Raw genomic sequence first — 20,764 nt, forward strand, 5'->3', positions numbered from 1 at the left:
TAAGTCAAGCGTCTGTCGGCGAGAAAATGAGAGCGCCGCGAGGGTGCCCGGCGCTGGCATGCGAGCTTGAATCGAAATCTCAGCCGTGAAGCTTCAACCCCTTGACGATCTTATCGATTTCCTTCCGTTCGGCATGCAGCCCGAGGCCGACAAGGTCGAGATCGGCCGTCGTGACCGCCGCCACCGCCGCACGGTTGTCGACGTCGTTGCCGGTCGTGAACAGCTCATTCGTATAGAGATGAGCCCGCACGCCGCGGCCCTGCGCGCGCTGCATCACCTGTTTCAGATCCTCAGCCGTGGCGGCGAAGATCAGCACGGGCTGGCGGATCAGCGGGCCATAGAAGCGGCCCGAACCGTCCTGATACGGTTCTCCCGCAATTTCGGGGGCAGCGCCGACAAGCCCTCCCGACAGGAAGCTGGCGACGTTGAGTTTCTGCCAGGTCGCGAGATTCTCGCGCACCACGATGGCGATCTTGGTATCGTAACGCATGGATCGAGCGATAGCCGAAGCGGGAAGGGCGCGTCTTGAACGATCGTGCAGATCGGGGGGCGAGGATTGGGTGCGGCTCGGCAGCGGGACTGATGGCATCGAGCGGATCGAGGCCTTCTTTCGCGGCTACGCCTATGACCCGCACCGCCACGACACCTACGCTTTCGGCCTGACGCTCTCGGGCGTGCAATCCTTCGATTATCGCGGCGCACGCTGTGACAGCCTCAGCGGCCAAGCCATCGTCATCCATCCGGACGAAGTCCATAACGGGCGTTCCGGCATCGCTGAGGGCTTCCGCTACCGCATGCTCTATGTCGAGCCGCGGTTGATCCGCGACGCGATGGGCGAGCATGGCAAGGCCTTGCCCTTCGTTTCCTCCGCTGTCTCGCAGGACCGGCGCCTGGTCGCCGCCATCGCACGCGCGTTGCGAGATTTCGATGCGCCGCTCGACTCGATGGCCGTCGACGATCTGATGCAGCGGCTTGCGGATGCCTTGCTCGCCCTCGATCCCTCGGCAGCCAGCCCCAGACCAATGCGCTCCGATGTCGCGGCACTGGAGAAGGCGCGCGACTATCTCGACGCCCATACCGCCGAGGGGGTCGATTCGGTGCGGCTCGAGGCCGTCTCCGGTCTCGATCGCTTCGCGCTGGCGCGTCAGTTTCGCGCGGCCTTCGGCACCAGCCCCTATAATTATCTGATAATGCGCCGCCTTGACCGCGCCCGGCGCCTGCTGGCGCAGGACCTGTCGCTGGCGGATGCCGCCTTGGCCTGCGGCTTCGCCGATCAGAGCCATCTGACCCGCCAGTTCCGCCGCGCCTATGGCGTCACACCGGGGCGTTGGCGAGCCTTGCAGAGCCGGGCCCGGACATGACGCCGGAACTGCGCCGGCTTGCCCCGCCCGCCGCCTCCATGCTTGAAGCAGCGACAAAGGCGGGCTTCGCGGAGTGTCGGATATGCAGCTTGGAGTGATTGGCCTCGGCCGCATGGGGGCCAACATCGTGCGCCGCCTGATGCGCGCCGGCCATGAATGCGTGGTTTATGACCGCGATCCGAAGCCGGGCCAGGCGCTGGCCGCCGACGGCGCGACCCTTGCGGCCGATCTCACGGACATGGTCGCCAAGCTCAAGGCGCCGCGCGCCATCTGGGTGATGCTGCCGGCCGGCAAGATCACCGAGGCGACATTGGCCGAGCTGGCCGGCCTTGTTGCCGGCGGCGATACGCTGATCGACGGAGGCAACGCTTTCTGGAAGGACGATGTCCGCCGCGGCAAGGAGCTCGCGGCCAAGGGCATCCACTACATGGATATCGGCACCTCCGGCGGCGTCCACGGCCTCGACCGCGGCTACTGCCTGATGATCGGCGGCGACAAACCGGCTTTCGACCGGCTGGAGCCGATCTTCGAGGCGCTGGCGCCGGGCAAGGGCGATATCGAACCCACCAGGCATCGCGAGGGCCGCAATCCGACGAGCGAACAGGGCTATCTGCATTGCGGCCCGACCGGCGCCGGCCATTTCGTCAAAATGATCCATAACGGCATCGAATACGGCATGATGCAGGCCTTCGCGGAGGGCTTCGACCTGCTGCGCAATGCCTCCGCCAAGGAAGGCCTTCCGGCCGAATACGGCTTCGATTTCGACGTGGCGGAGATCGCCGAGGTCTGGCGCCGCGGCTCGGTCGTCACTTCCTGGCTGCTCGACCTCACGGCAGAGGCGCTGGCGGCTGACGAGGAGCTGTCCTCCTACACCGGCAACGTCTCGGATTCCGGCGAGGGCCGGTGGACGGTCGATGCCGCCGTCGAGACCGCGACGCCCGCGGAGGTGCTGACCTCGGCGCTGTTCGCGCGCTTCCGCTCGAGGGTGGATCACACCTTCGGCGAAAAGATCCTCTCCGCCATGCGCGCCGGCTTCGGTGGCCATGTCGAGCCGAAGAAGCAGGGGTGAGGCCGTGAGCTCACAAAAGCTGGCAGGTTCCTTGAGCCTTCATCCTGAGGAGGCCGCGGCAGCGGCCGTCTCGAAGGATGCTCCAGAGCGCTCTGAAACATCCTTCGAGGCGCAGCCTGCGGCTGCTCCTCAAGATGAGGGCTCGCCCATCAGGCCCGCCGTCATCGTCGTCATGGGCGTCGCCAGCTCCGGCAAGACCTCGCTGGGCGAGCGGCTGGCCGCGCGGCTCGGCTGGCCTTTCCGGGACGCCGATTCCTTCCATCCGCCCGAGAACGTCGCCAAGATGGCCGGCGGCACGCCGCTGACCGACGAGGATCGCAAGCCCTGGCTCGCCGCGATCGCCGCCTGGATCGACGATCTGCGGACGAAGGGCGAGCACGGCATCGTCACCTGCTCGGCGCTGAAGAGGGCCTATCGCGAGGTGATCGTCGGCGATCGGCCGGACGTCGCGCTGGTCTATCTCAAGGGCTCGCGCGAGCTGATCGGCCGGCGCATGGCCGCCCGGCAGCATCATTTCATGCCGCCGGCGCTGCTCGACAGCCAGTTCGCGACGCTGGAAGAGCCCGGGCCGGACGAGCGGCCGCTCGTCGTCTCCGTGGAGGACAGCAAGGACGCGATCGTGCAGGACGTGGTCGACCGGCTGGGGCTGTGAGGCTCAGCCTCACGTCACCTCGAACCACGCCCACACGCCGAGGTCGAAGCGTTCCAGCACGGTCGATGAGATCAGCCAGCGGCCGGGATTGTCGGCGATGAAGGCGATGTGCAGCCTCTTGCGCTCCGGGATCTGCACCGTGTCGAGGAAGTAGTTCTCCCAGCCATCGTCGAGCGGGTGCAACAGCCGGAAGCTGTGGCCATGGACGTGCAGCGGCTGGATGAAGGCGGTGCGGTTGTCGATGGCGATCACCATCGGCGTGCCGCGCTTCACGCTGAACAGCGGCTTGGCGTCGAGGCTGCCGACGCCGCCATTGACCAGCCAGGGCCGGGCGAGATCGAGGCCGGAGAAGTCGAGCTTCTGGTCGTCGCCGAGCTTCGCGCCCCCCTCGATCACGATCTCCGGACGCGTCGCATCCTGCATGCGGACGGCGGCGGGCAGCGACGGGTTGAGCTTGAGCGCGGGAACCGCCGCGGGCGGGACCTTCGGCTCGCCCGCGGTCACGATTCGCACCAGCGGCAGGCCCGGCCCGATCAGGGCGGTGACGTTGACCGAGGCGCCGACTTCTATCGGCAGATCGAGGACCACATCGTAGCGCGTCCCGGGCGCGAAGGGCAGTTGCGAGCGAACCGGCTCGAAGCTCTCCGTCGGCTGGCTGTCGACCGCGATCACGGTCGGTTTGCCGCCATCGAAGCGCAGCCGCATGATCCGGGCGTTGCAGGCATTGGCGAGGCGCAAGCGGATCCGCGCGCCCGGCCTTGCGGTCACCGGCAGCGGCGGGGAGCGGCCGCTCACGGTGAGCCAGCTGCCAAGCCGGCCGGCGGAGGCTGCGGGGTTGCCTTGCAGGACGAAGGGCTGGAGCGATTGGTCGTCGCCCAGGAGCCAGTCCGTCACCAGCACGGGCAGGTCGAGCTCGACCGCAGGCGGCTCCGGCTCCTCGACGATCAGCAGGCCGCTCAGACCGCGGCCACAGGGCTCCGAGGAGCCGCCGAGGACCAGGGGCCGGTAGAGCAGGGTGCCGCTGTCCGGCGGGGTCAGGCGGATTTCGCCGGTCTCGCCCGGAGGGATCGGCGGCTGGCTGAAGCCGCCGACGCCGTCGCGTGCTGCTTGGCCGCGCAGACCGTAGCAATGCAGCCCGAGCGGGGTCGTCGTCCGGTTCTCCAGCTTCAGGCTCAGCGTTTCCCCCTGCTTGATTCGCAGCGTCGGGCCCGGCGTCACCCCGTCGAAGGCCCAGATCTCCGTCTCGGCGGCGGGCGTGGGGCGCAGCCGGGCCTTGGCCGGGGCAGCCGTGAGCATGCGGGGCTGCGCGACATCCGGCGCTTTCGCTGGCGCGGCCTGCGCCTGCGCGAAGCCCGTCGACGGCGCCAGCAATCCGGCGCTGCCGAACCCGGCGAGCAGATGCCGGCGGGACAACAGGGCGGGGCGGGCAAGGCGTGGTTTCGTCATGACATATCGCATAATCCGCGTGGGCTGCTCTGGCGAGAGGCGCCACGCGGCGCGCCGTGGAAACACGCGCCGGAAGGGTTCTTTGCAGAACCGTCATTTTTTTGCTGCAAGCGCCGGCCGAAATGCGTATAGCACCGCGGCTTAACGATGGCCGCGCTGCGTTTGCTCGCACGCAGCGCTATCGGGCCGGCGGGCGTGGCGGAACTGGTAGACGCACTGGATTTAGGTTCCAGCGGCGAAAGTCGTGGGGGTTCGAGTCCCTCCGCCCGCACCATCGGCCTAGATCGCCGCGCGCCCTTGCGGGTGCGGAACGGCGGTCTATGTGTTTGTTGCCGCATCGGATTTTCCGAGGAGTGGGTTCCACTTTTTGGTCCGATGCGAGAGTTTTTCGCGAGCGCGGCGGCGGTCGGAACCGGCGTCGCGCTTTGGACATTGAGACGTAAACGAGCTGTTGGCGGTAAAAAAAATGAACGTGACCGAAACCCTGTCCCAGGGCCTCAAGCGCGAATTCCAGGTGGTGCTGAACGCCGCCGACCTGAAGACGAGGCTCGACGACAGCCTGCAGGACCTTCAGGGCAAGGCCAAGATCAACGGCTTCCGTCCGGGCAAGGTGCCGGTCGCCCATCTGCGCCGCCTCTATGGCCGTTCGGTGATGTCCGACGTGCTGCAGAACGCCGTCAACGAAGCCAACCAGAAGATCGTCGCCGACAACAACCTGAAGCTCGCCTTCGAGCCGCAGATCCGCTTCCCCGAGAACAAGGACGAGATCGAGGCCGCGATGGAGGCCAAGGGCGATCTCGCCTTCACCGTCGCGCTCGAGGTTCTGCCGAAGATCGAGCTGGCCGACATCTCCGACGTTTCGCTGACCAAGCCCGTCGCCGAGGTTCCAGACGCCGATGTCGACGCCGCCCTGCTGCGCATGGCGTCCGGCAACCGCACCTATTCGCCGAAGGGCGAGAAGGCCAAGGCCGAGAGCGGCGACCGCCTGATCATCTCCTATGTCGGCACCATCGACGGCAACGCCTTCGAGGGCGGCACCGGCGAGGGCATCCCGCTCGATCTCGGCTCCGGCCAGTTCATCCCCGGCTTCGAGGAGCAGCTCGAAGGCGCCAAGCAGGGCGAGACCCGCACGATCAAGGTCACCTTCCCGGAGAACTACGGCGCGGCCCATCTCGCCGGCCAGGCGGCCGAGTTCGTGGTCACCGTCACCGAAGTCCAGGGCCCGGATGCCGTCAAGATCGACGATGAGCTCGCCAAGGCCTTCGGCATGGAGTCGCTGGATGCCCTGCGGGCCGCCGTGAGCGAGCAGATCGGCCGTGATTTCCAGGCCCAGTCCCGCCGTAAGCTGAAGAAGGGCCTGCTCGACGCGCTCGACGGCAAGTACACCTTCGAGCTGCCGCCGACGCTGGTCGAGCAGGAGTTCAACAGCGTCTGGAGTCAGGTCGAGGCCGACATGAAGGCCGCCAACAAGACCTTCGCCGACGAGGACACCACCGAGGACGCAGCCCGCGCCGACTACCGCAAGATCGCCGAGCGCCGCGTGCGCCTCGGCCTCGTGCTGGCCGAGATCGGCGAGCAGGCCAAGGTCCAGATCTCGGATGACGAGGTCACCCAGGCCCTGATCGAGCGCGCCCGCCAGTTCCCGGGCCAGGAGAAGCAGGTCTGGGAGTTCTATCGCAAGAACCCGCAGGCGCTGGCCGAGATCCGTGCCCCCATCTTCGAGGAGAAGGTCGTCGACCACCTCCTCGGCCAGGTGAAGGTCGAGGATCAGACCGTCTCTCGCGAGACGCTCTATGCCGACGACGAGGCCGAGGAGACTGCCGAGGCCAAGCCGAAGAAGGCCGCCGCCAAGAAGGCCAAGAAGGCCGAGGCCAGCGAGAAGGCTGACGACGCCTCCGCCTGAGGCCGCCGGCAACCTTAATGCCAACATTCGCGCCGCCGGCCTTCAAGACCGGCGGCGCTTCCCTTTTCAGCCGCGTTCGCCGTGCTTATGTGGTTGTCTTCCTAGCAGCCGTTGATTCGATAAACCGCCGCAATCCGGCGCTATCACCCGAGGACTGAGCCATGCTTCGCGATCCGATCGAGACCTACAACAATCTCGTCCCGATGGTGGTCGAGCAGTCGAGCCGTGGCGAGCGCGCCTTCGACATCTATTCGCGCCTGCTGCGCGAGCGCATCATCTTCCTGACCGGCCCGGTCGAGGATTTCTCCGCGTCGCTGATCGTGGCGCAGCTTCTCTTCCTCGAGGCCGAGAACCCCAAGAAGGAAATCTCCTTCTACATCAATTCGCCCGGCGGCGTGGTCACCTCCGGCCTGTCGATCTACGACACGATGCAGTTCATCCGCTGCCCGGTCACGACGCTCTGCGTGGGCCAGGCCGCCTCGATGGGCTCGCTGCTGCTGACGGCCGGCGCCAAGGACATGCGCTTCGCCCTGCCGAACGCCCGCATCATGGTCCACCAGCCTTCCGGCGGCTTTCAGGGCCAGGTCACCGACATCCTGATCCACGCCAAGGAAGTCGAAAGCCTGAAGAAGCGGCTCAATGAAATCTACGTGAAGCACACCGGCCGCAGCTACGAGGAAGTCCACGCCGCGCTGGAGCGCGACAACTTCATGACCGCCGAGCAGGCCAAGGAGTTCGGCCTGATCGATCAGGTCATCGAGAAGCGGCCGGAAGAGGCGGCCTGAGCCCCGCGACGCGGGGTGTCGAACCTGTGGGTTGGCGTGCCGGCTCACAGGGGCCATATTGAAAGAAGATCGGCCCCGTGTTTGCATGGGGTCGGGGGTGAGCGGACGAGCGCTCCACTATGATCCGGTTTGGATTGGCCCTGCGTTTCCGGATGTATCGGAACGGGTCGTTAACCTAATCATCGTGATCTGAGCGCTTATTTATGACGGAGAGACGACGGTTGCATCCGCCTCGGCTGATGTGGTCCCGGTCTCCGGAACTGGAGATGGACAATGGCTAATAAGCCCGGCGGCGACTCTAAGAGCACGCTGTACTGCTCTTTCTGCGGCAAGAGCCAACACGAGGTCCGCAAGCTCATCGCGGGCCCGACCGTGTTCATCTGCGATGAATGCGTCGAGCTCTGCATGGACATCATCCGCGAGGAATCGAAATCCGCGCTGGTGAAGTCGAAGGACGGCGTGCCGACTCCCAAGGAGATCCGCAAGGTTCTGGACGACTACGTCATCGGCCAGGATCATGCCAAGAAGGTGCTCTCGGTGGCGGTCCACAACCACTACAAGCGCCTCAGCCACGCGACGAAGCACAACGACGTCGAGCTGGCGAAATCCAACATTCTGCTGATCGGGCCGACCGGCTCGGGCAAGACCCTGCTTGCGCAGACGCTCGCCCGCATCCTCGACGTGCCCTTCACCATGGCGGATGCGACGACGCTGACCGAGGCCGGCTATGTCGGCGAAGACGTCGAGAACATCATCCTCAAGCTGCTCCAGGCCTCCGACTACAATGTCGAGCGGGCGCAGCGCGGCATCGTCTATATCGACGAGATCGACAAGATCAGCCGCAAGTCGGACAATCCCTCGATCACCCGCGACGTCTCGGGCGAGGGCGTCCAGCAGGCGCTGCTGAAGATCATGGAGGGCACGGTCGCTTCGGTTCCGCCGCAGGGCGGGCGCAAGCATCCGCAGCAGGAATTCCTGCAGGTCGATACCACCAACATCCTCTTCATCTGCGGCGGTGCCTTCGCCGGTCTCGACAAGATCATATCGAGCCGCGGCAAGGGCACCTCGATCGGCTTCGGCGCGACCGTCAAGGCGCCCGACGAGCGCCGCACCGGCGCGATCTTCCGCGAGGTCGAGCCCGAGGATCTGTTGAAGTTCGGCCTGATCCCGGAGTTCGTCGGCCGCCTTCCGGTTCTGGCGACGCTGGAGGATCTCGACGAGGCCGCGCTGAAGACGATTTTGACCGAGCCGAAGAACGCGCTGGTCAAGCAGTATCAGCGCCTCTTCGAGATGGAAGACACGCAGCTGACCTTCACCGACGAGGCCGTCAGCCTGATCGCCCGCAAGGCGATCGAGCGGAAGACCGGCGCGCGCGGCCTGCGTTCGATCATGGAGGGCATTTTGCTCGAAACCATGTACGAGCTGCCCGGCCTCGAGGGCGTCGAGCAGATCGTGATCGGCCCGGAAGCGGTGGAGAACAAGGCGCGGCCGCTGTTCATCTACGCGGAGCGCGAGGACGAGACCAAAACCGCCTCGGCCTGAGATTTTTCAAGCCTTGTGACAACGCGACGCGCGCCATTGGCGCGCGTTTTGCGTTGTGATGGGCATTGGCTCGTCGCAGTGCCGTACTGCGACAGCTTCGTGGGAGATTGAACCGTCGCAGGTCTTGGTTTCCGTCCTTCGCCTGCTGCAGGACAGCGGTGCATGGCCCGGATACCTCGCTTGAAAGCCGGCGAGGAAGTCTCCACCTTAGGTGCACTTGCGAGAGTCGCATGCCTAGCTAGGGTGCGATGCGCGGGGGCGGAGGAGCGAATGGTCGCTCTGGCCGCATACGTCCGATCGCTCAGCCCATCTTGGGGGGGTGCCGGGCGCAACTGCAAAGGAACTGCCATGACTGGCTCGACGCCACGCGCTCCCTTCGTCCCAGGCGAGACCGGCACCTACCCGGTTCTGCCTTTGCGCGACATCGTCGTCTTCCCGCATATGATCGTCCCGCTCTTCGTCGGGCGCGAGAAGTCGATCCGCGCGCTCGAGGAAGTGGTGAAGACGGACGGGCTCATCCTGCTGGCGACCCAGAAGAACGCCGGCGATGACGACCCGCAGACCAAGGATATCTATGAAATCGGCACGCTCGCCCGCGTGCTGCAGCTTCTCAAGCTGCCCGACTCCACCGTGAAGGTGCTGGTCGAGGGCGTCGGCCGCGCCAAGGCGCTGTCCTATTCCGCGACCGAGTCCTACTACGAGGCGGAGGCCACCGGCCAGGCCGAGGAGGAAGGCAAGAAGGTCGAGGTCGAGGCGCTGGCCCGTTCGGTCGTCAGCGAGTTCGAGAGCTATGTGAAGCTCAACAAGAAGATCTCGGGTGAGATCGTCGCTGCGGTCTCGCAGATCGACGAGCCCGCCAAGCTCGCCGACACGGTCGCCTCGCATCTGGCGGTGAAGATCGCCGATCGCCAGGGCGTGCTGGAGATCACCAACGTTGCCCATCGTCTGGAGAAGGTGCTCTCGCTCATGGAAAGCGAGATGTCCGTGCTCCAGGTCGAGAAGCGCATCCGCTCGCGCGTCAAGCGCCAGATGGAGAAGACCCAGCGCGAGTACTACCTCAACGAGCAGATGAAGGCGATCCAGAAGGAGCTGGGCGACGGCGAGGAAGGCCGTGACGAGCTGGCCGAGCTGGAGGAGCGCATCGCCCAGACGAAGCTGACCAAGGAAGCCCGCGACAAGGCGACGGCCGAGCTGAAGAAGCTGCGCCAGATGTCGCCGATGTCGGCGGAGGCGACCGTCGTGCGCAACTACCTCGACTGGATGCTCGGCATCCCGTGGGGCAAGCGCTCGAAGATCAAGAAGGACCTCAACGCCGCCCAGCTGGTGCTGGACGACGATCACTTCGGCCTGGACAAGGTCAAGGACCGCATCGTCGAGTACCTCGCCGTGCAGCAGCGCGCCAACAAGCTCGCTGGCCCGATCCTGTGCCTTGTCGGCCCTCCCGGCGTCGGCAAGACCTCGCTCGGCAAGTCGATCGCCAAGGCGACGGGGCGCGAGTTCGTCCGCATGTCGCTCGGCGGTGTGCGTGACGAGGCCGAGATCCGCGGTCACCGGCGCACATATATCGGCTCGATGCCCGGCAAGATCATCCAGTCGATGAAGAAGGCCAAGACCTCCAACCCGCTCATCCTGCTCGACGAGATCGACAAGATGGGCCAGGACTTTCGTGGCGATCCCTCGGCGGCCCTGCTAGAGGTGCTCGACCCCGAGCAGAACTCGACCTTCAACGACCATTACCTCGAGGTCGACTACGACCTGTCGAATGTGATGTTCGTGACGACGGCGAACACGCTGAACATCCCGCCGGCCCTGCTGGACCGGATGGAGGTGATCCGCATCGCCGGCTACACCGAGGAAGAGAAGACCGAGATTGCGCGCAAGCACCTGATCGCGAACGCGATCAAGAAGCACGGGCTGACCGGCAAGGAGTGGTCGATCACCGACGAGGCTCTGCAGACCCTGGTGCGGCGTTACACCCGCGAGGCCGGCGTCCGTAACCTCGAGCGCGAGATCTCCAACACCGTCCGCAAGGGCGTGAAGGACATCGTGCTCGGCAAGAAGGACAAGGTCGTCGTCGACGAGAAGCTGCTCGAGGAATATCTCGGCCCGCCGCGCTATCGCTACGGCATGGCGGAGACGGAGAATCAGGTCGGTGTCGTCACCGGCCTGGCCTGGACCGAGGTCGGCGGCGAATTGCTGACGATCGAGGGCGTCATGGTGCCCGGCAAGGGCCGCATGACCGTCACCGGCAACCTGCGCGACGTGATGAAGGAATCGATCTCGGCGGCGGCGTCCTATGTCCGCTCGCGGGCCGTCGATTTCGGCATCGAGCCGCCGCTCTTCGACCGGCGCGACATCCACGTGCACGTCCCGGAAGGGGCGACCCCGAAGGACGGGCCTTCGGCAGGCATCGCGATGGCGACCGCCATCGTCTCGATCCTGACCGGCATCCCGACCAACCGTGACGTCGCCATGACCGGCGAGATCACGCTGCGGGGCAGGGTGCTGCCGATCGGCGGGTTAAAGGAGAAGCTCCTGGCGGCGCTTCGCGGCGGCATCAAGAAGGTGCTGATCCCGGAGGAGAACGCCAAGGATCTGATCGATCTTCCCAAGTCGGTGAAGGACGGCATGGAGATCGTCCCGGTCTCGCGCATGGAGCAGGTGCTGCAGCATGCGCTGACCCGCCAGCCGGTTCCTATCGTCTGGGAAGAGGATCTGAAGGCCGTGCCCGCTCCGGGGGCGGACGACGAGGCGGCGGGCGTCGTCGCCCACTGACTTTCGGCCTGAGGAATGAGAGCCGCCGGTGCGCAAGCGCCGGCGGTTTTCTTTTGGGTGCCGGCAGGATGATCCATCCGGGTAGGACTGGCCGGCATGTCCGGGGAAACTGGCGCGGGCGACGGGGCTCGAACCCGCGACCTCCGGCGTGACAGGCCGGCACTCTAACCGACTGAGCTACGCCCGCGTTTTGCTGCGACGCGCGGTCGTCAGCAGGGTCTGGACCATGGCTAGGCCACGATGTCCGGGAAGGGCTGGTGGGCAGTGACGGGCTCGAACCGCCGACATCCTCGGTGTAAACGAGGCGCTCTACCAACTGAGCTAACCGCCCCCGGTGCTTGCCGTTTAAGGCCTGAAGCGTCGCATCGCAAGCGCCCCCCGTCGCTCGTGTGTGGACGAATCGCGGCTTCCGGCCGAATTCCGCCATCTTGATCGGCAGGCTGGCCGGGGTGAACGCATCTTTGCAGAATCGCTTCCGCTCGCGCTGCCGGCGGCCCCTTGCCGTCGCGGCTCTCGCAGCCGCTCTGGGGCTGGAGCCGGCATTGGCGCAAACGCTGCTCCCGGATTCCTTTTTTGCTGGCCGCCCGGCCTTCTCGCAACCCGAGCAACCGGGCCAACCGGCAAGTTGCGAAGACGTCGCCGGACAATTGCCCGGTTCGATCCCGCCAGATTCGCGTGTGGATATGGCGATCACCGGCACCGTGTCCTTGATTCAGACCGATGGGACGCTCTGGTATGTCGCTGTCTGCGCTGAACCCGGCATCCGCGTGCTGTGCGTGACCTACAGCGCCAACGATCTCAAATTGGGCGACAAAGCCCTCCTGCGAGGCGGATATAACCGTCAGGACCGCCGACACGTGCTGCTCGATCCCTGCCTCGCATCGCCTGACATGGGAGGGGGCACGCCTGAACCGTGAATGCCGGCGAAGGGATTTTTCCCCAGATGTGAATTTGCCGGCATCACGCGCTTGACACTTCCAGCCGGGGGCAATACTCACCACGTCGCTGACGGCGAATGCCTCAGCCGCCCAGCGCGGGCGTAGCTCAGTTGGTTAGAGTGCCGGCCTGTCACGCCGGAGGTCGCGGGTTCGAGCCCCGTCGCCCGCGCCATATAAATCAAGAGGTTAGTCGCTAATCTCTTGCTTCCGGTAGAAATTCCGGCCGACTCGGTTATAATTTTCGTCGCGTTTTGTTCTCGCGACGTTTGGCTCGGCCCCTCTCCTTATCGCATCCACTTCCCGCACTGTCGCCAGGTCGACCGGATTCTTCCGCAGTCGGGTGGAGGCAGCAAGGGTACTGGCGATCTTGGCCGACACCGCCTGAGGGTCGGCACCGCCCGCCGTCCCTCCGACAGGGCCCGACTGTCGCATGTCAGAAAACGCCCGATCGAGCGCCGCCGAACGCTCACGGGTCCGCGCCTGAACGCGCCCCGGTTGTTCGATCTCCGCCAGCTCCTCCGAGCAGACCATCTTGAAGCCCTCCTCGAACTCGAGCCCCACGGAATTCCCATGGTGCCGCGCGCGAAGACGCGGCACCACCGGCCTTTCCGGCTGCAACGGGCCCGGCTGTAGATGTCGTTGGAAAGTGCTCGTCCGCGCCTGCTGGACAAGTCTCCGTGAGCGGGGCTGACAGCCAGCGCCAGCGTCACGTTTGGGTCAGCTTTCGACAATAGCGTTGCCGGGTGGAACTCGCCCATTCTGGCGATGTTGGGCTTGGGGCGCCGGCCCGAGAAACTCCTGCTCCGGCGCATTTTTGAGGAATATCCCGCATTCGAGTTGATGAGGCAGACCATGGCTTTCGTTTTCGACGAGAAAACCGCACCCGATCTTGCGAACTGGCGGCAGAGCGTCAGGTTCTGGATGGTGGATGGGCCCAGGCGAGCGCCTTGCCAGATCGGGTTTTCCACGCTGCGCGAGCTCGGGCCTGAGAACCTCGAAAACGACAGGCAATGCCTCGCTCAATTTTATCTGCACTGTGCAATGATCGCGGCAGCGGCTGCGCGCCTGCTTTCCGCGGGGGCATCCGACGGCAGCTCGATCGTCCAGGTCATGCTCGCGAACTTGATCACCTGATCTCAGGGGCTAGGGCGACGGGCATTCGCCAGCAATTGCCGCTTGCGGCTTGCTCCTCCAGCGTTTGGTGGATTTCCGGCGGCCGGTCGTAGGGTTCGGTGCCGATGAACCTCGCCACGAGGCGGGGGCGGAAATCCCCGTCCATGCGGCTGCGACTACGCGCGTGCCTCAGCAAAAACGCGAGGGGCTAACCGCGCCATTCTTATAGCATTCCCAGAATTTTACGGTCCTTTCCTCGACAAGGGTTTGGGCTCGTCGGAACGGAACCCTCGGCAAATTCTGGAGGGATGCGCCGCTCTCGTTCGGCACCAGCTCGTCCGGCGCGGCTGCGAGACGATGAATGGTCCGCGGCGAAGGGGGCTTCAATAAGTCCCGCTGATCAGGTGAGATGGCTTCGTGCCGGCGAGGGTGCTGCTACGCGCCTTCGCGGTACCTTTTCCGCTCCACCCGATGACCAGCGAGAGGGATTTATCTTTGCGCCGCGACGTTGGAATCTCGCTCCTTCCCGGCACGGCCTCCGGGCCGGTCGTCGTGATGGGGGAGCCGTTGAGTTTCTGGGGCGGGGTCGATGCGGCCACGGGAACGGTGATCGACGTGCACCACCCGTCGCACGGCGTCTCGCTCGCCGGAGCCGTGGTGCTGATGCCGACCAGCCGCGGCTCCTGCTCGGGCTCGGGCGTGCTGCTGGAACTCGCGCTTTCCGGGCGCAGCCCCGCGGCTCTGGTCTTTGCCGGCCCCGAGGATACGCTGACGCTGGGCGCCATCGTCGCCGCGGAAATGTTCGGACATCCCATTCCGGTTATTCGCCTGCCGACAGAAGCGTTCGACGCGCTCTCTTCCGCGTCCGAGGCGCAGGTTATGTCGGACGCGGTCCTGGCCGATGGCGGGCGGCTCCATATCCCGCTTTCCGCCGCTGCGCATGGCGACCTGGAGCTGTCAGCCAGCGATCGCCGCTTGCTCACGGGCGGCGAAGGAGTGGCCGCACAGCAGGCCATGCGTATCGTCTGCGCCATGGCCCAACAGCAGGGCGCGACCGCGCTCGTCGATGTCACGCGGGCTCATGTCGATGGCTGCATCTATGCCGGACCGGCCAATCTGATCTTCGCCGAGAAGATGGAGGAGTTGGCAGCCCGCGTTCGCGTCCCGACGACCATGAACGCGATTTCGGTGGATCACGCCAACTGGCGCCGACAGGGCGTGGCGCCGGCGTTCGGCGAGCCTGCCGCGCACTTGGCCGATGCCTATGTCCGCATGGGCTGCCGGCCGAGCTTCACCTGCGCTCCCTATTCCCTGCCGGAGCCGCCCGGGCTGGGCGAGGCGATCGGCTGGTCGGAATCGAATGCGGTGATCTTCGCCAATTCGGTCTTGGGAGCCCGGACGGCGAAGCACCCCGATTTCCTGGACTTCTGCATCGCGGTCACCGGCCGCGCGCCACTTGCCGGGGCGTTCCTCGACGAAGGCCGGCGCGCCCGCCGTGCGGTTCGGGTGGATTTGCCGGAGGGGGCGGACAGCGCGGCCTGGCCGTTGATCGGCTATCTCGCCGGACTGGCCGCGCCGGATCGGGTCCCGTTGATCAAAGGGCTCGCGCAGGCGCGCCCGACGCGGGACGATCTCAAGGCGCTCTGCGCCGCGTTCGGTACGACCTCGGCGGCGGCCATGCTGCATATCGAGGGTATCACGCCGGAAGCGGACAGCCTCGGCAGCAGCCCCGAAGACGAGGTCGTCATCACGCGTGCTGCGCTGGCAGCCGGCTGGCGCCAGCTGAACGACGGGCCGGCAGGCATCGATCTCGTCGCGATCGGCAGCCCTCACGCCTCACCGGAAGAGTGCAGGGCCGTCGCCGAGCGGCTTGGCGGACACCGCCTTGCAGGCAATCTCTCCGTCATCATCACGACGGGCCGGGACGTCCTCGCCGCTGCCAAGGCCGAGGGGACCCTGGCAAGTCTTCGAGAGAGCGGCGTCGAGGTCATCCCCGATCTCTGCTGGTGCTCGATCACGCGCCCGGTCTTTCCGGAGAGGGCGAAGGTGGTCCTCACCAACTCCGGAAAATATGCGCATTACGGACCCGGGCTCTCGGGCTGCACCGTCAGGCTCGGAACATTCGAGGACTGCATCGAAGCGGCTCTCTCCGGCGCCGCGCCAGCGCGTTTGCCGCGCTGGCTGTCCTGAGCCGGTCCGCGTGCCGCTGCTCGCCAGTCCTGCGCCGCGGGACGCGTGGTCGCGTCCCGCCACATAGCTAGGTTCGATCCGCGTTCCGCTCAGCTGCCCTGGCGGCCGGCGATCTGCGGCACGAACATGTCGCTCCACTTGGCGGGCTTCACCTTGATCGAGCCGGCCTTGTGCATGAACTCGGCGAATTTCATCACGCCCTCGGGCGTCGCGGTGAAGCGCGAATCCTTGTCTTCGATCATCTGCTGCACCTCGGCGGCGTCGACCTTGACCTTCGAGCTCTTGGCGAAGATCTCGGCGGCAAGCTTCTTGTCCTTGGCGATGAGGTCGTTGGCGTCGTCCATCGCGTCGATGAAGGCCTGGGTCATCTTAGGGTTGGCATCGACGAACTTCTTCGGCGCGAACGTGACGTCGAGCGTCAGATTGCCGAGATAATCGACCGAGTTGAGTACGCGGTGGATGCCGGGGCTCTTGGCCTCGATGTACTGGAAGGGCGGCGAGGTGAAATGCGCCTTGATCTCGGTCTTGCCGCCGATCAGGGCCGCGAGCGCCTCCGGATGCGGCAGGCTCACCGTCATCGGGTCCATCTTGGCGTAGTTGGCGTCGCCGAATTCCTTGGCCGCGATCATCTGCAGCACGACGGCGGCGAGCGAGGTCTTGATGCCGGGCAGGGCGATCTTGTCAGTCCCGGTGAAGTCCTTGAGCGACTTCAGCTCAGGCTTGTTCGACATCAGCCAGAGCGAGGTCGAACTCATGCCGGAGACGCCGACAACCTCGACGCCCGGGATGCCCTTGGCCTTGGCCCAGAGCGTGACGAAGCCCGGTGCGCCGGTGCCGGCGAAATCGAGCGTGCCGGCCATCATCGCGTCGTTGATGACGTTGCCGCCGTCGAGCATCAGCCAGGTCACCTTGACGTCGCCGAGGCCCGCGGCCTTGGCGCGCTTCTCCAGGAACTGCTGGTCCTGCATCACGATGAGCGGCAGGTAGAGGATGCCGAAGCCCTTGGAGACGCGGACCTCGCTCACCTCGGCGCGGGCCGGGGCGGTGAGTGCCGCGCCGAGCGCTGCGACGGTGAAGGCGCTGCGCAGGAATGTCTTGAATGCCATAGGTGTTTCCCTCCGAGTGACGGCCGTTCGGCCTTGTGGATATGAACAGTCAGTGCTGCATGCCCCAGCGCCGGATCGTCTTGCGCTCGATGGTGGCGAAAATGACGTTCTCGACGAAGAGGCCGATCAGGATCACCGTGAACAGGCCGGCGAAGACATTCGCCGTCTCCAGCTGGTTGCGGTTCTCGAAGATGAACCAGCCGAGGCCGCCGGAGCCCGACGAGACGCCGAAGACCAGCTCGGCTGCGATCAGCGTGCGCCAGGCGAAGGCCCAGCCAACCTTGAGGCCGGTCAGGATCGCCGGGAAGGCGGCCGGGATCAGGATGAGCCGCACCAGCTTCAGGCCCCGCAATCCGTAATTCTGCCCGACCATGCGCAGCGTGTTCGAGACCGAGCGGAAGCCGGCATGGGTATTGAGCGCGATCGCCCAGAGCACGGAATGGACGAGCACGAAGATCACGCTGCCGGTGCCCAGCCCGAACCAGATCAGCGCCAGCGGCAAAAGCGCGATCGCCGGCAGCGGGTTGAACATCGATGTCAGGGTTTCCAGCAGGTCCGCGCCGATGCGCGATCCGATGGCCAGCGTCGTCAGCAGGGCGGCGAGTACGATGCCGATGCTGTAGCCGATGATCAGCGTCTGCAGCGACACCAGCATGCGCTGCGGGATGACGCCGTTGACGATGTTCTCGACGAAGGCCGTGACGGTCTGGCCGAAGGTCGGGAACAGCAGGGGATTGCCGAGCCAGCGGCCATAGGCCTCCCAGGCGATGGCGAGGACGGCGAGGATAAGGCCCTTGCGGACGAAGCCGAGGCGGTAGATCCGCTCGGCCCAGCCGATGGTCTTGGCGACGACGGGGGCGTCGCTGGAATTGACGTCGCGGATGATTTCCGGGCGGAAGCTGACGAGGTCGGTCATGTCGGTCTCCTCCGGTTCAATGATGCGCGAAGAGCATGTCGTTGATGCGGGTTTCGAGCGCGGCCTGCTTGCCGGTGCCCATCTCCTCGGGCGGCACGCTGTTGAGCTCGGCCTTGACCTCGCCGGGATGTGGCGAGAGCAGCAGGATGCGGGTGCCGATCTTGATCGCCTCCTCGATCGAGTGGGTGACGAAGAGCACGGTGAACTTGGTGTCGTCCCAGAGCCGCAGGAGTTCGTCCTGCATCTTGCGGCGGGTGAGGGCGTCGAGCGCTGCGAAGGGCTCGTCCATCAGCAGGACGTCGGGCTCCATCGCCATGCCGCGCGCGATGGCGACGCGCTGCTTCATGCCCCCGGACAGCATATGCGGATAGCTGTCGATGAACTTGGAGAGGCCGACCTTGTCGATATAGGAGCGGGCGCGCTCCTCGGCCTCGGCCTGGGTGGCGCGGCCGGAAGCCGTCAGCGCGAAGACGACGTTCTCGCGTACCGTCTTCCAGGGCAGGAGCTGGTCGAATTCCTGGAAGACCATCATGCGGTCGGGACCGGGGCCGGAAACCTTGCGGCCCTTCAGGCTGATCTCGCCCTCGACCGGCGTGAGATAGCCGCCGATCGCCTTGAGCAGGGTCGACTTGCCGCAACCGGACGGGCCGAGCAGGACGAAACGGTCGGACGGATAGACGTCGAAGGAGACGCGGCGCGTCGCGGTCACCACCACGTCGGGCGTCTTGTATTGCAGCGTCACGCCCTCGACCGAGAGGAGCGGAGTCGCAGAAGCGGCGTCGAACGGGGCTAGCATGCACCCTCCCATGTCTCGTTTCCATGCGCACTTATGGGCGCTTGCGAGATGGGATAGCCTAGTAAGCTGACGTGAACCTGACTGGCGCCGCCCGGCGGGTCGGAGCGCGTCCAGGGAGGTCAATCCGCTTGCGCGTGCTCGTCGTCGAAGACACCGCCGATATCGCCGAGGCCGTGGTGATGCGGCTCGAGAAGATTGGCCACGCCGTCGATTGGGAGCAGGACGGCGTTACGGCGGCCGAACTGCTGGCGGTGCAGGCCTATGACCTCGTCATCCTCGACCTCAGCCTGCCCGGACAGGATGGGCTCGCGGTTCTCCGTCAGATGCGGGCGCGGCGGCTGGCAACGCCGGTGCTGGTGCTCACAGCGCGCTCGGCTGTGGACGAGCGCATCGGGGCGCTCGATCTCGGCGCCGACGACTATCTGGTCAAGCCCTTCGATTATGGCGAGCTCGAAGCGCGGGCGCGAGCACTGCTGCGGCGCAGCGCCGGGCAACCCGACAATCTGCTGCGAGTCGGGCCGCTCGCGATCGACCGGGCGGGGCGGGTCGCGACCATCGCCGACCGGCCGCTCAACCTGACGCGCCGCGAGCTGACCGTGCTCGAAATCCTCGCCGCCCGGCCCGAACGGATCGTGCCGAAAGAGGAGCTCGTCGAGCAGCTCTTCAATTTCGACCAGGAGCCGAGCCCCAACGCGGTCGAGCAATTCGTCGCGCGGCTGCGCCGCAAGCTTGCCGACACGCCGGTCGAGATCCGGACCCTGCGCGGATTGGGCTACCAGCTTGCGGTGGTCTGAGCTTCGCCTTTCGCTGCGCTTCCGCATCATCGCCGTCCTCACGGCGGTGCTGGCGGCGGGAGCGGTCGTGCTCGGCCTTGCGGCCTGGCATTCGGCCTCTCTGGCGGCGCGTCAGGCCTATGACCGGCTGCTCGCCGGCGGGGCAGTGCAGATCGCCGAGAACGTCTACGTCCAGGGCGGGGTAGTGACGCTCGATCCGCCCGTTTCCGCGATCGCGACGCTCGCGGCCTATGACCTCGTCTTCTACAAGATCGTCGATCCCCGTGGCGTCGTGGTCGCGGGCTACGACGATCTCGCTTCGGAGGCCGATCCCGCGGATATCCGCGCCGGTGTGGTCCTTGAGGACGGCCTCTATCAGGGCCAGCCGGTACGCATCGCCACCCTGGCCCGGCAGATCGATCTTCCCGGAACCAACAACTGGGCGACCATCGTCGTCGCGCAGACGACCGAGGCGCGGCGCGCGCTTGCCCGCGACCTGACGCTCAAGGCGCTCGGCGTCATCACCGTTATGAGCCTGCTCGCCCTTCTCGCGACGGGCTATGCCGTGACACTGGCGCTGAAGCCGCTGACGCGCATCGAGCGCGAGATCGCAAACCGCCGGCCCGACGATCTCAGGCCGATCGCGGCCGAGCCTCCGGCGGAAATCCGGAATCTCGTCGAGGCGATAGACGACTTCATGCGCCGCCTGTCCGAGCGCATGGCGATCATGCAGCGCTTCATCGCCGACGCCGCCCATCAGATCCGCACGCCGCTGGCGGCGCTCGATGCCCAGGTCGAAATCCTGCTCGCGACGCCCGCATCACGGCGCAAGGCCGACACCGTCAAGCGAATCCATGAACGCACGGCAGAGCTCGGCCGCCTCACCGGGCAGTTGCTCGACCATGCGATGGTGATTCACCGCAAGGATGCCGCCGCCGCGGCAGCGGTCGATCTCAACCAGCTGGCCAAAGCCGTTTTGGCCAAGACGGTGCCGCTCTCGCTGCCCCGCGAGGTCGACATCGCCTTCATCCCGGCCGAGCCGCCGCCAATCGTGAATGGCGATGCGGTGAGCCTGCGCGAAGCTCTGGGGAACCTGATCGACAATGCATTGAAGCACGGTGCCGACAGCCGGCTTGTCGTGACCGTGGGCGAAGACGCAGAGCACCTCTGGGTCGACGTCGCCGATGATGGCGACGGATTTCCGGAGCCGTCCGCGGAGCTGTTCCGCCCTTTCGCGAAGGGCGCTGCCTCCAGCGGTTCGGGGCTGGGGCTGTCCATCGCGCTGGAGGTCGCGAAGGCTCATGGCGGAGAACTTGCGGTGCGACGCGAGGGCGGGATGACGCGGGCGCGCCTCATCCTTGCGCGGACATGACCGGCGCTCGAACGGCCGCGCGTTGAT

18 protein-coding genes and 4 tRNA genes are annotated in these 20,764 nt (G+C 66.0%); 14 read left to right on the forward strand and 8 right to left on the reverse strand.

From position 1 onward, the window contains the following. Positions 1-79: 79 nt before the first annotated feature. Positions 80-490 (reverse strand): DUF2000 family protein, encoded by a 411-nt coding sequence (locus AC1DE3_RS09705; RefSeq protein WP_441511394.1) that lies wholly within the window; start codon positions 488-490, stop codon positions 80-82. A 70-nt stretch (positions 491-560) separates the two neighbouring features. On the opposite strand from AC1DE3_RS09705, the gene AC1DE3_RS09710 reads away from it, so the two are divergent. The 3 genes from AC1DE3_RS09710 (at position 561) to AC1DE3_RS09720 (ending at position 3,082) form a co-directional block, all read left to right on the forward strand. Continuing rightward, a complete protein-coding gene (locus tag AC1DE3_RS09710) occupies positions 561-1,361 on the forward strand; it encodes an AraC family transcriptional regulator (RefSeq protein ID WP_441511395.1) in 801 nt (266 codons plus the stop codon). A gap of 82 nt (positions 1,362-1,443) precedes the next feature. Then, the gene (gene gnd, locus AC1DE3_RS09715) at positions 1,444-2,430 is read left to right on the forward strand and encodes a phosphogluconate dehydrogenase (NAD(+)-dependent, decarboxylating) (protein ID WP_441511396.1); all 987 of its coding nucleotides are present in this window, start codon (positions 1,444-1,446) and stop codon (positions 2,428-2,430) included. Positions 2,431-2,461: 31 nt separating this feature from the next. Continuing rightward, positions 2,462-3,082 (forward strand): gluconokinase, encoded by a 621-nt coding sequence (locus tag AC1DE3_RS09720; RefSeq protein WP_441511397.1) that lies wholly within the window; start codon positions 2,462-2,464, stop codon positions 3,080-3,082. A gap of 9 nt (positions 3,083-3,091) precedes the next feature. Here the strand turns inward: AC1DE3_RS09720 and AC1DE3_RS09725 are convergent, their stop codons facing one another. Further along, positions 3,092-4,528, reverse strand: coding sequence for a multicopper oxidase family protein (locus AC1DE3_RS09725; protein ID WP_441511398.1), 1,437 nt, complete (start codon positions 4,526-4,528; stop codon positions 3,092-3,094). Positions 4,529-4,717: 189 nt separating this feature from the next. Between AC1DE3_RS09725 and AC1DE3_RS09730 the strand changes: the two genes are divergently transcribed. The 5 genes from AC1DE3_RS09730 (at position 4,718) to lon (ending at position 11,533) form a co-directional block, all read left to right on the forward strand. Further along, positions 4,718-4,802: transfer RNA gene (locus AC1DE3_RS09730), tRNA-Leu, on the forward strand. Positions 4,803-4,994: 192 nt separating this feature from the next. Beyond that, a complete protein-coding gene (gene tig, locus AC1DE3_RS09735) occupies positions 4,995-6,431 on the forward strand; it encodes a trigger factor (RefSeq protein WP_441511399.1) in 1,437 nt (478 codons plus the stop codon). A 161-nt stretch (positions 6,432-6,592) separates the two neighbouring features. Continuing rightward, positions 6,593-7,216, forward strand: a complete 624-nt coding sequence (locus AC1DE3_RS09740; RefSeq protein ID WP_441511400.1) for an ATP-dependent Clp protease proteolytic subunit — start codon at positions 6,593-6,595, stop codon at positions 7,214-7,216. A gap of 273 nt (positions 7,217-7,489) precedes the next feature. Further along, a complete protein-coding gene (gene clpX / locus AC1DE3_RS09745; RefSeq protein WP_441511401.1) occupies positions 7,490-8,758 on the forward strand; it encodes an ATP-dependent Clp protease ATP-binding subunit ClpX in 1,269 nt (422 codons plus the stop codon). A gap of 348 nt (positions 8,759-9,106) precedes the next feature. Further along, complete coding sequence (lon, locus tag AC1DE3_RS09750) at positions 9,107-11,533, forward strand: endopeptidase La (protein ID WP_441511402.1); 2,427 nt, start codon at positions 9,107-9,109, stop codon at positions 11,531-11,533. Positions 11,534-11,643: 110 nt separating this feature from the next. On the opposite strand, the gene AC1DE3_RS09755 is transcribed toward lon, so the two are convergent. Both AC1DE3_RS09755 and AC1DE3_RS09760 read right to left on the reverse strand, forming a co-directional pair. Then, positions 11,644-11,720: transfer RNA gene (locus AC1DE3_RS09755), tRNA-Asp, on the reverse strand. Positions 11,721-11,788: 68 nt separating this feature from the next. Beyond that, positions 11,789-11,864, reverse strand: a tRNA-Val gene (locus AC1DE3_RS09760). A gap of 97 nt (positions 11,865-11,961) precedes the next feature. Between AC1DE3_RS09760 and AC1DE3_RS09765 the strand changes: the two genes are divergently transcribed. Together AC1DE3_RS09765 and AC1DE3_RS09770 are read left to right on the forward strand one after the other, a co-directional pair. Continuing rightward, the gene (locus AC1DE3_RS09765) at positions 11,962-12,450 is read left to right on the forward strand and encodes a hypothetical protein (protein WP_441511403.1); all 489 of its coding nucleotides are present in this window, start codon (positions 11,962-11,964) and stop codon (positions 12,448-12,450) included. A gap of 116 nt (positions 12,451-12,566) precedes the next feature. Then, positions 12,567-12,643 (forward strand) — tRNA-Asp (locus AC1DE3_RS09770). A 14-nt stretch (positions 12,644-12,657) separates the two neighbouring features. Here AC1DE3_RS09770 and AC1DE3_RS09775 read toward each other — a convergent pair. Further along, entirely contained in the window at positions 12,658-13,032 is a 375-nt protein-coding gene (locus AC1DE3_RS09775; RefSeq protein WP_441511404.1) for a hypothetical protein, read from the reverse strand. A gap of 291 nt (positions 13,033-13,323) precedes the next feature. Between AC1DE3_RS09775 and AC1DE3_RS09780 the strand changes: the two genes are divergently transcribed. Both AC1DE3_RS09780 and lhpI read left to right on the forward strand, forming a co-directional pair. Further along, positions 13,324-13,605: a DUF1488 family protein gene (locus AC1DE3_RS09780; protein ID WP_441511405.1), complete on the forward strand. Its 282-nt coding sequence runs from the start codon at positions 13,324-13,326 to the stop codon at positions 13,603-13,605. 450 nt (positions 13,606-14,055) lie between these two features. Then, the gene (gene lhpI, locus AC1DE3_RS09785; protein ID WP_441511406.1) at positions 14,056-15,774 is read left to right on the forward strand and encodes a cis-3-hydroxy-L-proline dehydratase; all 1,719 of its coding nucleotides are present in this window, start codon (positions 14,056-14,058) and stop codon (positions 15,772-15,774) included. A gap of 89 nt (positions 15,775-15,863) precedes the next feature. On the opposite strand, the gene AC1DE3_RS09790 is transcribed toward lhpI, so the two are convergent. Genes AC1DE3_RS09790 through AC1DE3_RS09800 form a run of 3 tightly spaced genes read right to left on the reverse strand, consistent with a single transcriptional unit; the run spans position 15,864 to position 18,592 of the window. Beyond that, positions 15,864-16,880 carry an ABC transporter substrate-binding protein gene (locus AC1DE3_RS09790; protein WP_441511407.1) on the reverse strand — a complete coding sequence of 339 codons (1,017 nt, stop codon included), beginning with the start codon at positions 16,878-16,880 and terminating at the stop codon, positions 15,864-15,866. A gap of 49 nt (positions 16,881-16,929) precedes the next feature. Beyond that, positions 16,930-17,796 (reverse strand): ABC transporter permease, encoded by an 867-nt coding sequence (locus tag AC1DE3_RS09795; RefSeq protein ID WP_441511408.1) that lies wholly within the window; start codon positions 17,794-17,796, stop codon positions 16,930-16,932. A gap of 16 nt (positions 17,797-17,812) precedes the next feature. Then, a complete protein-coding gene (locus AC1DE3_RS09800) occupies positions 17,813-18,592 on the reverse strand; it encodes an ABC transporter ATP-binding protein (protein WP_441511409.1) in 780 nt (259 codons plus the stop codon). 128 nt (positions 18,593-18,720) lie between these two features. On the opposite strand from AC1DE3_RS09800, the gene AC1DE3_RS09805 reads away from it, so the two are divergent. Then, positions 18,721-19,386 (forward strand): response regulator, encoded by a 666-nt coding sequence (locus AC1DE3_RS09805; RefSeq protein ID WP_441511410.1) that lies wholly within the window; start codon positions 18,721-18,723, stop codon positions 19,384-19,386. Beyond that, positions 19,373-20,737, forward strand: a complete 1,365-nt coding sequence (locus AC1DE3_RS09810; RefSeq protein ID WP_441511411.1) for a sensor histidine kinase — start codon at positions 19,373-19,375, stop codon at positions 20,735-20,737. Before AC1DE3_RS09805 ends, AC1DE3_RS09810 begins: the two co-directional genes overlap by 14 nt. The last annotated feature ends 27 nt before the right edge of the window (positions 20,738-20,764 follow it).

The organism is Allobosea sp. 10L417, assembly GCF_056395485.1.

Coding starts and splice junctions, on each gene's coding strand:
- AC1DE3_RS09705 (WP_441511394.1), bottom strand. CDS start 490: ATGCGTTACGATACCAAGATCGCCATCGTGGTGCGCGAGAATCTCGCG.
- gnd (WP_441511396.1), top strand. CDS start 1,444: ATGCAGCTTGGAGTGATTGGCCTCGGCCGCATGGGGGCCAACATCGTG.
- AC1DE3_RS09725 (WP_441511398.1), bottom strand. CDS start 4,528: ATGACGAAACCACGCCTTGCCCGCCCCGCCCTGTTGTCCCGCCGGCAT.
- tig (WP_441511399.1), top strand. CDS start 4,995: ATGAACGTGACCGAAACCCTGTCCCAGGGCCTCAAGCGCGAATTCCAG.
- AC1DE3_RS09740 (WP_441511400.1), top strand. CDS start 6,593: ATGCTTCGCGATCCGATCGAGACCTACAACAATCTCGTCCCGATGGTG.
- clpX (WP_441511401.1), top strand. CDS start 7,490: ATGGCTAATAAGCCCGGCGGCGACTCTAAGAGCACGCTGTACTGCTCT.
- lon (WP_441511402.1), top strand. CDS start 9,107: ATGACTGGCTCGACGCCACGCGCTCCCTTCGTCCCAGGCGAGACCGGC.
- AC1DE3_RS09780 (WP_441511405.1), top strand. CDS start 13,324: ATGGCTTTCGTTTTCGACGAGAAAACCGCACCCGATCTTGCGAACTGG.
- lhpI (WP_441511406.1), top strand. CDS start 14,056: ATGACCAGCGAGAGGGATTTATCTTTGCGCCGCGACGTTGGAATCTCG.
- AC1DE3_RS09790 (WP_441511407.1), bottom strand. CDS start 16,880: ATGGCATTCAAGACATTCCTGCGCAGCGCCTTCACCGTCGCAGCGCTC.
- AC1DE3_RS09795 (WP_441511408.1), bottom strand. CDS start 17,796: ATGACCGACCTCGTCAGCTTCCGCCCGGAAATCATCCGCGACGTCAAT.
- AC1DE3_RS09800 (WP_441511409.1), bottom strand. CDS start 18,592: ATGCTAGCCCCGTTCGACGCCGCTTCTGCGACTCCGCTCCTCTCGGTC.